Source organism: Labilibaculum sp., assembly GCF_963664555.1.
Lineage (GTDB): Bacteria > Bacteroidota > Bacteroidia > Bacteroidales > Marinifilaceae > Labilibaculum.
On the sequence record NZ_OY761461.1, the window covers coordinates 4,440,309 to 4,456,861 of the forward strand.

General features: G+C 35.0%; 15 protein-coding genes. 7 read left to right on the plus strand and 8 right to left on the minus strand.

The features are described from left to right. Window positions 1-59: 59 nt before the first annotated feature. Complete coding sequence (locus ACKU4N_RS17515; protein WP_321318575.1) at window positions 60-1,073, plus strand: LacI family DNA-binding transcriptional regulator; 1,014 nt, start codon at window positions 60-62, stop codon at window positions 1,071-1,073. A gap of 288 nt (window positions 1,074-1,361) precedes the next feature. Here ACKU4N_RS17515 and ACKU4N_RS17520 read toward each other — a convergent pair whose 3' ends face one another. The 4 genes from ACKU4N_RS17520 to ACKU4N_RS17535 form a co-directional block, all read right to left on the minus strand. Beyond that, window positions 1,362-2,753, minus strand: coding sequence for an NAD(P)/FAD-dependent oxidoreductase (locus tag ACKU4N_RS17520; protein ID WP_321318578.1), 1,392 nt, complete (start codon window positions 2,751-2,753; stop codon window positions 1,362-1,364). Window positions 2,754-2,965: 212 nt separating this feature from the next. Continuing rightward, complete coding sequence (locus ACKU4N_RS17525; protein WP_321318580.1) at window positions 2,966-4,954, minus strand: protein-disulfide reductase DsbD family protein; 1,989 nt, start codon at window positions 4,952-4,954, stop codon at window positions 2,966-2,968. 120 nt (window positions 4,955-5,074) lie between these two features. Next, a complete protein-coding gene (locus ACKU4N_RS17530; RefSeq protein ID WP_321318583.1) occupies window positions 5,075-6,631 on the minus strand; it encodes an Rne/Rng family ribonuclease in 1,557 nt (518 codons plus the stop codon). 246 nt (window positions 6,632-6,877) lie between these two features. Continuing rightward, on the minus strand, window positions 6,878-7,162 hold the full coding sequence (locus ACKU4N_RS17535; protein WP_101259605.1) for an HU family DNA-binding protein: 285 nt from the start codon (window positions 7,160-7,162) through the stop codon (window positions 6,878-6,880). Between the two features lie 151 nt (window positions 7,163-7,313). On the opposite strand from ACKU4N_RS17535, the gene mutY reads away from it, so the two are divergent. The 5 genes from mutY (at window position 7,314) to ACKU4N_RS17560 (ending at window position 11,527) form a co-directional block, all read left to right on the plus strand. Beyond that, on the plus strand, window positions 7,314-8,366 hold the full coding sequence (gene mutY, locus ACKU4N_RS17540) for an A/G-specific adenine glycosylase (protein ID WP_321318587.1): 1,053 nt from the start codon (window positions 7,314-7,316) through the stop codon (window positions 8,364-8,366). A gap of 72 nt (window positions 8,367-8,438) precedes the next feature. Then, entirely contained in the window at window positions 8,439-8,864 is a 426-nt protein-coding gene (locus ACKU4N_RS17545) for a single-stranded DNA-binding protein (RefSeq protein WP_321318588.1), read from the plus strand. A gap of 31 nt (window positions 8,865-8,895) precedes the next feature. Beyond that, window positions 8,896-10,227: a gliding motility-associated protein GldE gene (gldE, locus tag ACKU4N_RS17550; protein ID WP_321318590.1), complete on the plus strand. Its 1,332-nt coding sequence runs from the start codon at window positions 8,896-8,898 to the stop codon at window positions 10,225-10,227. A 57-nt stretch (window positions 10,228-10,284) separates the two neighbouring features. Further along, window positions 10,285-10,866 (plus strand): gliding motility lipoprotein GldD, encoded by a 582-nt coding sequence (gene gldD, locus ACKU4N_RS17555; protein WP_321318591.1) that lies wholly within the window; start codon window positions 10,285-10,287, stop codon window positions 10,864-10,866. A 16-nt stretch (window positions 10,867-10,882) separates the two neighbouring features. Beyond that, the gene (locus ACKU4N_RS17560; protein WP_321318593.1) at window positions 10,883-11,527 is read left to right on the plus strand and encodes a 4'-phosphopantetheinyl transferase family protein; all 645 of its coding nucleotides are present in this window, start codon (window positions 10,883-10,885) and stop codon (window positions 11,525-11,527) included. 40 nt (window positions 11,528-11,567) lie between these two features. Here ACKU4N_RS17560 and ACKU4N_RS17565 read toward each other — a convergent pair whose 3' ends face one another. From ACKU4N_RS17565 to ychF, 4 genes are all read right to left on the minus strand, one after another. Next, entirely contained in the window at window positions 11,568-13,193 is a 1,626-nt protein-coding gene (locus ACKU4N_RS17565) for an alkaline phosphatase family protein (protein WP_321318595.1), read from the minus strand. A gap of 123 nt (window positions 13,194-13,316) precedes the next feature. Then, a complete protein-coding gene (locus ACKU4N_RS17570) occupies window positions 13,317-13,667 on the minus strand; it encodes a putative PII-like signaling protein (RefSeq protein ID WP_321318601.1) in 351 nt (116 codons plus the stop codon). 12 nt (window positions 13,668-13,679) lie between these two features. Beyond that, entirely contained in the window at window positions 13,680-14,057 is a 378-nt protein-coding gene (gene crcB / locus ACKU4N_RS17575) for a fluoride efflux transporter CrcB (RefSeq protein ID WP_321318603.1), read from the minus strand. Between the two features lie 148 nt (window positions 14,058-14,205). Continuing rightward, window positions 14,206-15,306, minus strand: coding sequence for a redox-regulated ATPase YchF (gene ychF / locus ACKU4N_RS17580; protein WP_321318605.1), 1,101 nt, complete (start codon window positions 15,304-15,306; stop codon window positions 14,206-14,208). A 179-nt stretch (window positions 15,307-15,485) separates the two neighbouring features. On the opposite strand from ychF, the gene ACKU4N_RS17585 reads away from it, so the two are divergent. Then, window positions 15,486-16,529, plus strand: a complete 1,044-nt coding sequence (locus ACKU4N_RS17585; protein WP_321318607.1) for a transglutaminase domain-containing protein — start codon at window positions 15,486-15,488, stop codon at window positions 16,527-16,529. Window positions 16,530-16,553: the final 24 nt, after the last annotated feature.

The following is a 16,553-nucleotide window of genomic DNA, read 5'->3' on the forward strand; positions in this document are numbered from 1 at the left end:
TAACTTTTAATAAAATATCTCAAACGATTTCGGAAAATAATCTTGAAAACATATTATTCATGACTAATAAAGCCATTACAATAATTGACATTGCAAAAATCTTAGGCGTTTCAAAATCTACAGTCAGCAGAGCTCTTAAAGATCACCCGGACATTAGTAATGCTACAAAAGAGGCCGTACGCATGATGGCCAAACAGCTTAAATACAAACCAAATGCGGTTGCCATGTCCTTACGACATAAAAAAAGCAAAGTAATTGGTTTAATTGTACCTACCCTTTCCCCGTTTTTTTTCCCCTCTGTTATTCACGGGATTGAAAATGAAGTAAACAAAAGAGGTTATAATTTAATGATTCTGCAATCCAACGAATCCTACGAAAGAGAAGTGCATAACGTAGATATCCTGCAAAGCAATAATGTGGAAGGAATTTTAGTCTCCATTTCCCGAAAAACCGAAAATTTAAGCCATTTCACGGCTCTAATTGAGGATAACACTCCTATTGTTTTTTTCGATCGAATTCCAAAATCCATTCAAGCAGACATGGTTTTAGTTGATGATATTTCAGGTGCATTCAATGCCGTTGAACATTTGATTTCGATAGGAAAAAGAAAAATTGCAATATGTCTGGGGAATCCAAATTTACTAATTAGCAGCAACCGACTTAGTGGATACAAGAAAGCATTAAAGAAACATAGTATAGAAATTAATGAGGAATTCATTATAACAGGACAGTCATCGGAGGAAGCCGAAAACGAAACAAAAAAGCTTTTAGAATTAACAAATCCCCCTGATGCAATCCTGGCAATTAGCGATCTCACAATGTCTGGAATCATGAAAGCGTTGTATGCAGCTAAAATTAAAATCCCTGAAGACATAGCTGTTATTGGCTTTTGTGAAGATACATTCAGTCAAATGTATAACCCTCCGGTTTCAACAATTGACCCAATGGGAATAGAAATTGGTAAAATTGCAGCCGAAAGACTTTTTCAAAGAATTCACGAAAACAACATATTAGAACCCAAAACAATTAACCTGTCAAGTAGATTAATTATTAGAGATTCAACAAAAGTATAACATCCAAACACAAATAAATACTTAAAAGTTTGTTTGTCCACAATGCGTTATATTTTTTGTCAATTCTCAGAAATTAGAAGATAATCTTGTGGAATGTAATGGATTAAGATTATCAATCGTAAAGCGAATTGTTCAAAAATCAGACGGCTGGGCAGCTGTTGAAAGTACACCCAACAAGGGAAGTATATTTAGTTTTTACCTGCCACACCCAAAGAATAATTTCAATTAAAAATTTATTGAGCTGATTGCTGATAACAATAGAATCAGCAACCAACAAAATAACTGTAATTACACTTTCTTTAAAATCTCTCTTGCAATAACAACTCCATTAACCGAGGCCTGCATAAGGCCACGGGTAATTCCAGCTCCATCACCACCTAAATAAAGATTTTCAACCGAAGTAGACTGAAAACCATTATCCACTTTAGTGATATTGCTGTAAAATTTTACTTCAACGCCATACAATAATGTTTCATCTGAGGCTAAACCTGGTGTCACTTTATCCAGAGCCAAAATCATTTCCTCGATATCTTTCAATATTCTATGAGGCAAAACCAAACTCAAATCTCCGGGTACAGCATCTTTCAAAGTTGGTATAATATTATTCCGATACAAACGGCTGGACGTTGTTCTCCTCCCCCTTATCAAGTCTCCGAATCGTTGCACCATTATTTGATTATTCGTGAGCATATTTGCCAAACGAGCAATGTGCTTGCCATACTCAATAGGAGCTTTAAAAGGTTCTGTAAATTTCTGCGATACTAATAAAGCGAAGTTAGTATTATCACTCTTCAAATCTTTAAAACTATGTCCGTTCACCACAGCCAAATTATCATCGTAATATTCCGACGATACAAAACCACCTGGATTTGAACAAAAAGTGCGCACCTTGTCATCAAAAGTATGTGTATAATGAATCAATTTTGCCTCGTAAAAATTGTCATTAATATCCTTCATCACCTCATTCCGGCACTCTAACCGAACTCCAATGTCTACCACTCCAACTTCGGTAGAAATGCTTTCCTTACTGCACTCCTTCATTAACCAATCTGCGCCATCTCTTCCCACTGATACCATTACTATATCGGCAAAGTAACTCCCCTTTCCATTTTTAACTCCTTTGATTTTATCTTCCTCTAAAATCAGATTTTCAACAGCGCAGTTAAAATGTACTGCAACACCTCTATTAATAAGGTAATCGTATAATTTCCGGTATAATTCCTGAGCTTTTTCAGTGCCCAAATGCCGAACAGGACAATGCACCAACTTCAAATTTGCCTCAATAGCCTTTTTTCTGATCTTCTGCATTTCAAGGCTCAGCGACTCCCCATGAATATCAGATGCGGCACCAAAATCTAAATACACCTCATCGGTATATTTTATTAATTTGATTGTTTCCTCTAAACCCAAATAATCGGGCAAAGTGCCTCCAACCTCGGGCGATAATGAAAGTTTTCCATCAGAAAATGCCCCTGCTCCAGCCCAACCGGTAGTAATACTGCACGGCTTACAATGCACACACTTTCCTCCATTGGTATGTTTAGGGCATTTCCGCTTGTCCATTCCTCTCCCTTTTTCAAGGATTAAAATATTTAAATCATCTCTGTTCTTTACTAATTCATAAGCACAAAAGATACCGGCAGGACCGGCTCCGACAATAATCACATCGTATTTCTTCATACGTTTTATTTAAATTTCTTTAGATTAATGCGGCTTACCTAATTTTTGATTTTTCAAAAGGCAAACTTTTAAAAATAGGCATTCTTTCCATTAAAATCACATCAAACTCTCTATAATGAATATAAATATTAAGTCGTCCTTAACCAACTACTCATAAAAAAAGGCCGAAATGATTATTCATCCCGACCTTTAAAACTATGCAGTAATTACTATTATCTGTTCTTAAATTCTTTTTTTCCGTTTTCAAGAAATTCAACAAATGCATCTGCATTTAGATCATAAGCTCTTGGTTCAACCAAGGTCTCTTCTGCTTTATCCAAAAGCACATAATAAGGTTGTGCATTTACACCAAATCGTGTAATTTGAAAATCAGCATATTTCTTACCTAAGGTCTTTTTCACTTTGCCATCATAAGTTGAAGTAATCCAATCAGATTCCGGCAATGTTTGCTTGTCATCAACGTACAAGGCTATAATTACATAATCTTCTCTTAATATTTTCTGCACCCGCGGATCCGACCAAACATTGGCTTCCATCTCGCGGCAATTCACACATCCGTGTCCAGTAAAGTCAATAAAAATAGGCTTGTTCTGCTCTTTTGCACAAGCCAATCCTTGCTCAAAATCGAAATATCCTTTTAACCCATGTGGCAAATGAAGATACTCAGCATATTTAGGTGCTTCGCAAAGTTCTTTTGATGCAGATACACTGTTCGTGCCGGATTGATCGCGAACAATTGCAGAAATATCAAAATCCTGAGTTGTTTGGGGCGGCAAATAACCGGATATAGCTTTTAAAGGAGCTCCAAACATACCGGGAACCATATAAACAACAAATGAAAACGAAACTATTGCAAGCATTAATCGGGGAACCGAAATAAATTTGATATCACTATCGTAACTAAACTTCAATTTACCCAGTAAATAAAATCCCATCAATGTGAATATCACGATCCAAATACCCAAATAAATTTCACGATCCAACAATCCCCAATGATAAGTCTGATCTGCAATACTTAAAAATTTTAATCCCAATGCAAGTTCTAAAAATCCTAAGATAACTTTTACTGAATTCAGCCAACCTCCGGATTTAGGCAGGTTGTTCAACCACGATGGGAATATTGCAAACAGTGTAAATGGCAATGCAAAAGCTAAAGAGAATCCAAACATCCCAACAATTGGTTCCAAAACCTCTCCTCCAGCCGATTGAACCAAAATAGATCCAACAATGGGGCCGGTACACGAAAATGAAACCAATACCAATGTAAATGCCATAAAAAATGAACCTGCTATACCACCTTTATCTTCATTTGCTACCGACTTATTTACAATCCAACTTGGCATCGTGATCTCAAACATTCCAAAAAATGAAAACGCAAAGAACAAGAATATTATGAAGAACAGGATGTTCGGAATCCAATGAGTACTTAGCCAGTTGGCAAAACTTGGTCCTAAAGTTACCGCGACAATGGTTCCTATAATAGTGTAAATACCAATAACTGAAACTCCATAAACAACGGCATTAAAAATTGCTTTTCGTCTGTTTTCTGAACTGTGCATAAAGAAAGAAACCGTCATGGGTATCATTGGAAACACACATGGTGTAAGAAGAGCTATTAATCCAAAAGAAAATGAAATAAAGAACAAAGACCACAATGAAGTATACTCCTTTCGAGGATTCTTCATCGGATTTATTTTCTCTTTCACTTTAGGAGTTGACTCAACTGCTGAAGAAGTTTTACCGGCATTCAGTTTGAATTCAAAATCGGGTGTAAACATCACGCACTCGCCTTCGCGGCATGTTTGATATTCCATTTCCCCATTTACTGAAAATGCTGATTCGGACAGTAATTTTATTTTTTGCTTTAGAATTGCCTCACCAACAAAATACTGAATATCCATTTCAAAAATATCATCGTACTCTGATTTTGGCTTGGTGATCTCTTCCAAATCTCCAATTAATTCATAATTATCCGATTCTGCAAAAGTTGCACTGAACCGAATTGGACCACCATCCGGGAAATGCTGGGAATAAAGATGCCATTCGTTGGCTATTTTGGCTGTAAAAACCAAGTTAACTTCATTGTTGCTAACTTTTTCTGTTGAAAAATCCCAGGATACCGTTTCACGAATTTGTGCTTGAACGGAGATAAGGCTGTTAAGGAAAACTCCAAGAAATAAAATAAGAAGTTTTTGTTTCATGTGCTATAATTTAAATGCTTTAACGCATAAAATTAATATTATAAAGCACCTTAACAAAGCCTTTAACAAAATGATAACAAAGTTTCGAAAACCCTCAAATCAGGAATTTTGAAAACTTAATTACAACATCTCAATTTCCTGATTGTTTTTATCGAAGAATTTATAAACCAACATATCGTAAGAAGGAATTTCACGAACAGAAAGCTTTATTCCAAATTCAGATTGCCATTTTCTACGCAATGTATTCCAAATTCCTTTGTTGATGTATGCTGCAACAAAAGGATGTACTTTTAAAGTAAACTTCTTGTCATTTTGCTCATCAACCAGTCGCTTAAGACTCTGTTCTATCTGATCGGTAAGCAGAACTGCAGGAGTTATTTTCCCTGAGCCCAAACAAGTTGGACACACTTCTTGAATTTCAACATTCATTTCAGGACGAACACGTTGGCGGGTAATCTGCATTAAACCAAATTTACTCAATGGTAAAATGTTGTGTTTCGTATGGTCAAGCCCCATTATTTCTTTCATTTTCTCGAAAACTTTCTGTCGGTTTTCGGCAGAATGCATATCAATAAAATCAACAACAATAATTCCTCCCATATCGCGCAGGCGAAGTTGGCGGGCAATCTCCTCAGCCGCAGCTAAATTTACTTCTACTGCATTTGACTCCTGATCGTTTCCTGCTTTGGAACGATTTCCACTATTTACATCAACAACATGAAAAGCTTCTGTATGCTCAATTATTAAATAAGCACCATTTTTGAAGGAAACAGTTTTCCCAAAAGAAGATTTGATTTGTTTATCGACACCAAGTTGATCAAAAATTGGCACATCACCTGTAATATGCTTTACAATTTTAGATTTCTCAGGAGCAATACTTTCGATGTAGTTTTTAATATCTTTTGCCGCATTGGCATCATTGATATAGATATTCTCGAATGAAGAATTCAAAATATCACGCAAAATAGCCGATGTTCTATCCATTTCACCCAACACTAATTTAGGTGGATTTACATCTCTAATGTGCTCGAAACCAGACTCCCATTTTTCTACAAGAGATCTTAATTCCTGATCAAGGGCAGCTACTCTTTTTCCCTCAGCAACCGTACGAACGATTACACCATAATTCTTAGGCTTGATACTTTGAAGGAGTTTCTTCAGTCGGAGTTTCTCCTCGGCAGAGCTAATCTTTTGAGAAATGGAAACTTTATCTGAGAAAGGCATTAATACCAGATTTCTTCCGGCAATAGAAATTTCAGAACACAATCTAGGGCCTTTTGTCGAAATTGGTTCTTTTGCAACCTGAACAAGTATATGCTGACCCGACTTTAAAATCTCGGATATTTTTCCATTTTTGTCGATATCCGCCTCTAATTTCATTTTAGAGATAGATAAGTTACGACCATTTCGTGCTAAAGCTTGCTGTAAGAACTTGCTTAGAGATCTAAATTGATGACCTAAATCCAAATAGTGTAAAAAAGCATCCTTCTCATATCCTACATCAATAAATGCAGCATTAAGACCCGGCATTATCTTTTTCACTTTTCCCAGATAAATATCACCAACAGCAAACTGAAGATTACTTTTCTCTCTGGTTAACTCAATCAGTTGCTTATTGCTTAGTAAAGCAATTACAATTTCATTAGGGGTTACATCAATTACAAGCTCGTTACTCACTACTTTTTTTCTTATTTTTAATAAAGATAATCAGTTCTTACAAATAGATAAACCTAAAGTACTAAAAAGTTCTTTAGGTTTATTTATTTTGTTATTACAAACAATCAATTCAAAAGAATCTATTTCTTTTTCTTATGACGGTTTTTTCTTAATCTTTTCTTACGCTTGTGCGTAGCCATCTTATGTCTTTTTCTTTTTTTTCCGCTTGGCATATCTTCAATATTTTTAATTAATTACAATCTAAGACTACTTTACGTTAGTTTTAACTTTACTAACGAATGTTTTAGCTGGTTTAAAAGCTGGTATAAAGTGCTCAGCAATAATAATTGTTGTGTTTTTAGAAATGTTTCTTGCAGTTTTCTCTGCTCTTTTCTTAACGATAAAACTCCCGAAACCTCTTAAATACACATTTTTGCCTTTTACCAAAGAACCTTTGATAGTATCCATGAAAGCTTCAACAGTTTTTTGTACTGTAATTTTCTCAATTCCTGTGTTTTTAGAAATCTCGTTAACAATATCTGCTTTAGTCATCTCTTAAAAAATCTTTAATTATCAATTATTTACATCATCATTTTCTCAAATCAGAATGCAAATATATATGATTTCTAGCTATTAATGAAATCGAAAACAATTATTTTTACCCAAATTTGAAAAAAAATAAATCAGGACAAATATTTTCAAGATGCTTAGTAACCAAATCATAAGCTGGTATTTGCAAAACAAACGCGACTTACCATGGCGGGAAACAAAAGATCCGTATCAAATATGGATATCAGAAATCATGCTTCAACAGACCAGAGTAGCCTCAGCTATTGATTATTTTAATCGCTTTTTGGAACAATTTCCAACAATTTCCGATTTAGCTAAGGCAGAGGAGCAGGAAGTATTAAAACTATGGCAGGGATTAGGTTATTATTCCCGGGCCCGAAATTTACATACTGCTGCAAAAACTATTCAATTAGAATATCATGGTGTTTTTCCAAACTCTTACAAAGAGATTCTTAAATTAAAAGGTATTGGCACATATACTGCAGCGGCGATTGCTTCATTTGCCTTCAATCTGCCACATGCCGCAGTTGATGGAAACGTTTATAGGGTTTTGTCACGTATATATGGCATTAGCAAAGCAATTGACAGTACCGAAGGGAAAAAATACTTTCAAGCAATAGCAAGCGAAACAATGGGAAATGCCATACCTGAGATCTACAATCAGGCAATTATTGAATTTGGAGCTCTTCAATGCATTCCTCGTAATCCTAAATGTGATATCTGTCCTATTCTCGCCAATTGTTTTGCTTATAATAATGCACAAGTTGATCAATTCCCCATTAAATCGAAACAAATTAAGACTAAAAACCGATATTTTTACTATTTGTTTCTATCTTGTAAAAGTCGGTTTTTAATCGAAAAAAGAAAGAAAAAAGACATTTGGGAGAACTTGTTCCAATATCCTTTAATTGAATATGGTAACCCTATTTCAACGGATGAATTGTTACAAACTTTTGAATGGAAAGAGTTATTTGGAAATAAGGAATTGGTTATTCATTCTGTATCCAAAAATGTGATTCATAAATTAAGTCATCAAAACTTACACACAAAATTCATTCACATCGAAATGGATATTGACAAGATGAAAAATGAATGTGGATATCTAATTATTAATCATTCCGAAATATCCAAATACCCATTCCCGAAACTGATTGAGGATCATTTAAATATAATTATTGAAAAATAATCCATAATAATATTATGATCTTAGAATAAGTTTGTATCTTTAAACTATTGTTAAATTAAAAAAAATCAAAATATGTCAGTAAACAAAGTAATTCTTGTTGGAAATGTTGGTAAAGATCCAGAAGTGAAATATCTTGACAATGGTGTAGCCGTTTGTAACTTTTCACTTGCAACCAGCGAAACATACAACAACAAAAATGGCGAAAAAGTTACCCAGACAGAATGGCACAATATTGTACTGTGGCGTAAACTAGCCGAAATTGCAGAGACTTACGTAAAAAAAGGAATGCAAATTTACATTGAAGGTCAAATCAGAACACGTAACTGGGAAGATAAAGACGGCGTAAAAAGATATACGACTGAAATTTTCGGCACCAGCATGCAAATGTTAGGCCGCAAAGCAGAAGGTAGTTCTGAACCACAAGGTAGTCCCGAAGTCGCCCAACAAACGTCTTCCGACTCATCTGCAACAGAAGAAACGGATGATCTTCCTTTTTAGGCATCCTATTTAAAACTAATTTCATATAAAATTGGAAACTGAAGAATTTACTAAACTTTTTTTAAGCAATACTGATATTGCTTTTTATTCTATAAATATAAGTACCATTGTAAGTTTGCTTATAATGGTACTTCTTTTGTTTTGTTCGGCAGTGATTTCAGGATCAGAAGTGGCTTTGTTTTCTCTTTCGCCACAAAACATCAATGATTTGGGAGCAGATGATAATCCAAAAAACAAAAAACTTTTAAAATTACTAAGCCAACCTGAAAAGTTGCTGGCTACTATATTAATAGGTAATAATTTTGTAAACATTGGGATAGTAATCTTATCCAGTTTTATCACCAATTCTCTGATTGATTTTTCGAATGCTCCAACGCTGGGTTTTGTAGTTCAGGTAGTGATTATTACATTCTTACTTTTACTTTTTGGCGAAATAATTCCCAAAGTATATGCAACTCAAACTTCACTGAACTTTTCAAAATTTGTTGCTTATCCGCTGTATTATTTAGAAAAAGTATTTCAACCTCTTTCTATCGTACTTATCAAATCGACCTCGATCGTTAACAAACGGATTTCTAAAAAACAGAATATCTCGATGGTAGATCTTTCTCAGGCATTGGAATTAACTGCCGATGAAATATCTGAAGAAATGGAAATATTGGAAGGAATCGTAAACTTTGGCAATATCAATGTTGAGGAAATAATGATATCAAGAATGGATGCCGTAGCTGTAGACGTTCGAACAAGCTTTAGCAAATTAAAATCGGTAATTATTGAATCAGGCTTTTCCCGAATTCCTGTTTTTGACAAAAGCTTTGACAATATAAAAGGAATATTATATGTGAAAGATTTACTTCCACATCATCATAAACCAAGTACTTTTCGTTGGCAATCTCTTATCCGCCCCCCTTATTATGTGCCTCAAACAAAAAAAATAAATGATTTACTGGAAGAATTTCAAACTCAGAAAAACCATATGGCGGTTGTTGTTGATGAGTATGGAGGCACTTCAGGAATTATTACCATGGAAGATATTATTGAAGAAATAGTTGGAGACATTACCGATGAATCGGATGACAGCAAAGCTACTTATACAAAAGAAGAAGATGGGTCCTACTTATTTGAAGGAAAAACATCGCTAAACGATTTCTTTAAGATTGTAGATATTAGATCGGATATTTTTGATGAGATAAAAGGTGATGCTGAAACTCTAGCAGGTTTACTTCTTGAAATAAAAGGTGAAATTCCACAGAAAAAAGAAGAATTCAAATATAAAAAACATCGCTTTATTGTTGAAGCTGTAGATAACCGACGAATCAAAAAAATTCGTTTTATACTACCAAAACTCCCTACGAATAAGTAATTTCGTATCATTAACAAACAAATGTTTAACCAACATTTGCATCTACATCCACAACTTATGAAATTGTATCGAATTCTTTTAACCTTTCTTTTTATTCTTATCGCTTTGGTGCCTTTTTCTTGTAAAAAGAAATATACTCCAAAACCAAAAGCCTATTTTCGAATTAATTTTCCTGCAAAGGAATATCATAATTGGAATTCAGATTTTCCATATAGCTTCGATCTTTTATCAATGGCTGAAATTAAAGAGGACGCAAGCAAGGGAGCTGAAAAATATTGGCTCAACATTCAATATCCCGAATACCATGCAACCATTCACCTTAGTTATAAAAATGTAGATAACAACCTGGAAAAGTATCTGGAAGATTCGAGAAAAATGGCATACAAACACTCTATTGTGGCAGATGCTATTGCCGAGCAAATCTATATCAATGACAAGGAAAAGGTATATGGCATGATTTATCGGATCAAAGGCAATGCTGCATCATCGGTTCAGTTTGTAGCAACTGACAGCACAAACCATTTCTTAAGAGGTGCGTTGTATTTTCGGGAACATCCTAATCAGGATTCCTTGACTCCGGTCATTCAATTCATCGACAAAGATATTGTTCGTCTGATGGAAAGTCTGAAATGGAAATAAGCTAATATTGTGATTCATGCCAATTTGCAATCAAATACAAATTAATAATTCATGCAGACTAATTGTTTGGAAAACCTCTGAGCCTTTAGAAGAACTGCTGCATAGTGTAAGTTTAACTCCCAAGGAAGAAGTAAAACTGAACTCGTTCGGAAGCCAATCCCGTAAAATTGAATTTGTGGCAACACGTTGCCTGCTTCAATTGAGCTTAGGAGAAAATGTTCTGATTGAAAATGATGAGCATGGCAAGCCTCATCTTATCAACTCAGACTTGAACATTAGTGTATCCCACACAAAATCATACGTTGGAATTCTTATTGGAGACAAATATACTGTAGCTCTGGATATGGAATATTTATCGGATCGGGTTTATCGAATTGCCAATCGGTTTCTTTCTGAAGATGAGCTGGATAATATTGACGAGAAAAACAAGATCTTACATCTTTATCAGCATTGGTGTGCCAAAGAGTGTTTAATTAAAATGTATGGAAAAAAAGATGTTCATTTAATTAATGAATTAAAAATTGCCCCTTTTTCTCCCGGCAGCTCTACTTTCTCAGGTCAGGTTTGCAGAGCCGATTTTTCCGAAACCTATACCTTTCAATATCTGCAGTTCGATAACCATTTACTGGTTTATTCCATAAAAAAAGCCAATAGTTATTGAATCGTCAATTGCTACTGGCTTAATATCATTAAGAAAAATTTTAATTCACCAGCTCTTCAATCGGATTTCCATCACATCCGGAAGGAATCGAAATATTTAAGAAACTTGAAACGGTAGGAACAATATCCTCAATATAAACTGATCGTGAAATTACCGACCGCTTAATTTTCCATCCGTACCAAAATAAAGGAACCTGATTGGTATATGAATATTGCGCTATTTCATCACGTTCATCTTTTATTTTATGCATCCATCCTTGCTCCAAAGTAAGCATTACATCTCCCGAACGTTTTTGATTGAAAGAGCGCTGCACTTTTTGCAATATTCCATGTGTATAATTCGATTTCACCAAACTATTCGCAGTAGTAGTAGTTGCCACTCCCGAAAACTGAATTAAAAATTCTGCAGCCTTTGTTTGCAGGTCAATAATTGACAGTTTCGAATCTTCTATCAGCTGATGATTCAAATAAACCTGTTGCGAATCGTAGCCTAAAACCCATTCTCCATTTCCATATAATATATTGAAATACGATTTTAATAAAGCAATTGCATTGTAAGCACTAAAGTAGCCGTTCGGGATATTTTGTTCTGAAAGATTTTCAGGCGTATAATTGGCAGATTGATCGGCTGTTACAAACACCAATACATTCTCCATTCCAATTTGCTCGTCTAAAAACGAAAGAAAATGTTCTAACTCCTGATCCAATCTGATAAAATTATCGAGCATTTCGGGAGCAAAAGGGGAAAAGTCTCTATGTTTCTCGTCCAAACAAGAAAAGGTGACAGATAAAAAGTCCGAATCATCATCCTTACCCAAATTCTCGTTAATAATGGCAGATATCGCAAAATCCTTTACCAACATATTTCCAAAAGGTGTCGTCTTGATCGCCTTATATCCGTGCTCTCTCTTCTCCTTATTCAAATCGTAGAAAAACTGATTATTCAATCCAACTTTCCCAAGTAATTTATCGGACACACTCGGCTCATTTCCACCATTAAAAGGTGTCCAAACACGATTTAAATAAAAATCCGCAAACTTTTTGTCATTAAATTCCGTTACCCAATTGTACAAGGTATCCTGATAATAAGATGATGTTACAAATTTTCCTGAAAGATCATCCATCCAATAGGCTCCATCGGCAGCATGACCGGCAGAAAACAAAGCTGACTCACAATTTAAAGCAATTCCAACCACTCTCGAATGAGAGTTAAACAACTTAATTTCATCTCCCAATGTTGATGCCAGCATCTTTTTGGGTGAACTCCCCTTCTCTTTTGATTCAATGCCTACGAGTTCGGTTTGTGTATCTTCCTTCGCCAATTCAATCTCGCCAGATAAACGGTTGTACCATCCGTTGGAAATAATACCATGAAAAGCTGGCGGAGTGCCTGTGAATATAGTAGCATGATCGGGTCCCGTTTGAGAATACAAATAGCTGAATTTTGAATTTTTACAATAAGTACCTTGATTCATTAACCGTTTGAATCCTCCCTCACCCAACAAATTAGAATATCGGAAATAATAATCGGCACGCAAATGATCGATAACAATACCTACTACAAGTTTCGGTTTTTCTGATGGGATTTTCCGTGTACTTTGCGCAATTGAAAATTGAATTGTAAATACTAGTACTGCAAACAATAGGGTTCCGAATCTTTTACTCATTATCTGTCTCGTTGTGGTTATATAAATATTCGCCACAAATATAATGGATTCGAATTGATTAAACAGAAATAGATTTTGATATTACAGGATCTTTAACATTTGAAAATTTCAATACCAAAACAATTATTTTTTCTGAGGCTGATATCTGATTACGTCAACTTGCTCCATCGTAATCATTCCTCCTCCACCCGATTTTTCAATTAACAATTCAAGAATGTGAAAGTAGCCATTCACCTTTTCTTCAGAATCGACCAATTCTATAATAATTGGTAAATCATCTGATAAAGCAAATATTTTTGAAGAATGAATTCGTGAATTTGCTCCATAAGACATGATTCCCCGATGAACTGTTGCACCTGCCAAACCATATCTTTTTGCACCGTAAACAATTGCCTCATAAAGAGGTCTTTGATAAACCCGATCGGCTTCCCCAACAAATACGCGAAGTAACTTGGCCTTGCCTTTCAGTTTCATATGAATTTGCGTTTAGAAAAGTTTGTGAATTTGTGTGCCAAAGTAAACTGCAAGTAATCCTAGAAATACACTTCCAGCCACATATACTGAAAGATACAAAAATCCACTGTCTTTTAAAAGGTTAAGATTATCGAATGCAAAAGATGAAAAAGTTGTAAAGCCTCCACAAAATCCTACAGCCAAAAACATCCTCATTTCAGGACTCACCAAATTATCCCGCTCTGCCAGCGAATAAATTACCCCTATTATAAAGCTGCCTAAAATATTTACTGTCATAGTTCCTATTGGGAAAATGGTGTCAAAATAACGATGAAGACCTTGTCCAACCAAAAATCGAGAGGCACTTCCTAAAAAACCTCCTATTCCTACCAATAAAACTGTACGGAGCATGCGATATTAATTATATAATGAATAATTCGTAATGGGCAATTCAAAATCATTCCCGATGACAAAGATACTAATCTTGATTTAGATAAATAATGCAAAAAAAATGACCGTTCAAATTGAACAGTCATTCATATATCATTAGGAAATTCAACTAAACATTGAATCGGAAGTGCATAATATCACCATCCTGAACTACATATTCTTTTCCTTCCACGTTCATTTTACCAGCTTCCTTACAAGCTGCCTCTGATCCTAAAGTTGAAAAATCTTCAAACTTAATTACCTCTGCACGAATAAATCCTTTTTCAAAATCAGTATGTATAACTCCAGCAGCCTGAGGTGCTTTCGCTCCTTTAGGATAGGTCCATGATCTTACCTCTTTTACACCTGCTGTGAAATAAGTTTCAAGATTAAGCAATCTAAATGCTGCTTTAATTAATTTATTAACCCCTGGTTCCTTTAGACCTAAGTCTTCCAAAAACATTTGTTTCTCTTCGTAAGTTTCCAGTTCTGCAATATCAGCTTCGATACCGGCACCAACAACAATTACCTCTGCATTTTCATCTTTAACCGCTTCCCGAACCGCATCAACATAAGCATTTCCCTTTTGTACAGAAGCCTCATCAACATTGCAAACGTATAGTATTGGTTTTGTTGTTAACAAATGAAGATCTGCAGTTACTTTTTTATCAGCCTCACTCAATTCAACCACACGGGCCGATTTGCCTTGCTCTAAAGCTTCCTTATATCTGCCTAATACTTCGGTTAAACGAACCGCATCAGGATTTTTCCCAATTTTCGCCAATTTAGCGGCCTTTTGCAATCTTGCCTCAACAGTTTCCAAATCCTTCAACTGCAATTCGATATCAATAGTTTCTTTATCCCGGATAGGATTTACAGAACCATCAACATGAACAATATTGTCATCTTCGAAACAACGCAAAACATGTATAATCGCATTCGTCTCACGTATGTTTGAAAGAAATTTATTTCCTAAACCTTCTCCTTTACTTGCTCCTTTCACCAAACCAGCAATATCAACAATTTCCATTACCGAAGGCTGAACTCTTTGCGGATTTACCAATTCAGTTAATCTGATTAAACGTTCATCGGGTATAGTAATTACACCAACGTTAGGTTCAATGGTACAAAAAGGGAAATTTGCCGATTGTGCTTTTGCATTCGACAAACAATTAAATAAGGTGGATTTTCCAACATTTGGTAATCCTACAATTCCACACTGTAAAGCCATGGCTATTTATATATTATATGATTTGCTACTATTCAGTTTTAAAAAATCTGTGCAAAAGTACATTTTAATTTTCGTTGTGCCAATTTTATACTTTTATCTCCTAAATAAATGTTAAAGGATGAAAATCAGTAAATAGGCTATCTATATTTTCATTAGCTTTAAGCATAGGTCGTTTTACTATGTATAAAAAACTGGCAATCTTTATTTTTTTAACATTGGTTTCTCTTGGGTTGGTGCAGGCTCAGGAACCAGCATTCGGTGGATATGGAAGTATTGACCGTCATGTAAGAAAAACACCCGACAGCTTATCCCAAAATATTGTTTTATTGCACGATTATTTAACAGCTCCCGCAAAAAATGATGAGGACAAAATCCGGGCTTTTTACCTATGGATTATCTCTAATATAGAATATAAAGATCAGGTAGAATTACTATTCGACCCGAACCTATTGTTTTATATGGGGTCAAACAATTGCTCTTCTCCGGTTTGTGTTTTACAGAAAAGGAAAGCGGTTTGCGAAGGGTTTTCTAAGTTATTTGAATTTTTCTGCACTTATTCCGGATTTGAATCCTATAGCATTGGAGGATACATCACTAAAAATGGAGCCCTGCAAGATCGTGCTACTCATTCGTGGAATGTTGTTAAAATAAATAATGAATGGCGTTTTTTTGATTTAAGTTGGGCCAATGCAATACTCTATCATTCTGGAATTAAGAGCAAAACAAACGAGTATTTTATGGTTTCTCCTGAAGAATTTATCCTAAGCCATTTACCTATTATTCCAATGTGGCAATTTTTAGAGACTCCAATTAGCTTACAAACATTCAATTCGGGAGAAGAATCAATAAAAAACTATCTAAAAACTGCCCCAGCCAATTACAACTATACCGACACCTTATCAAATTTTAAACTGTTGTCTGACGCAAAGAAAAGATTGAAAACTGCTCAGGAAATATACAGAACAAATCCAAACAATAAATTCAATCTTGCTATCGAATATTATCGATACGCCCGAAATATGATAAGTTTCGATGGTGAAATAGATACTCTAAATTATTTTAGATTGATAAAAGCCAAAGGGAAAATGCAATTAGCAATTGATTTGTTTACATCCTCTTCTGATATCTCCTCACAAATTATGCTGTTGCAAATTAAAGATGAACTATCGAAAGTTGACAGGCTTATAAATACCGCAAGCCCGAATATTAAACATCTCAAATAAGCAAATCTTAACCTTTGCATCGAA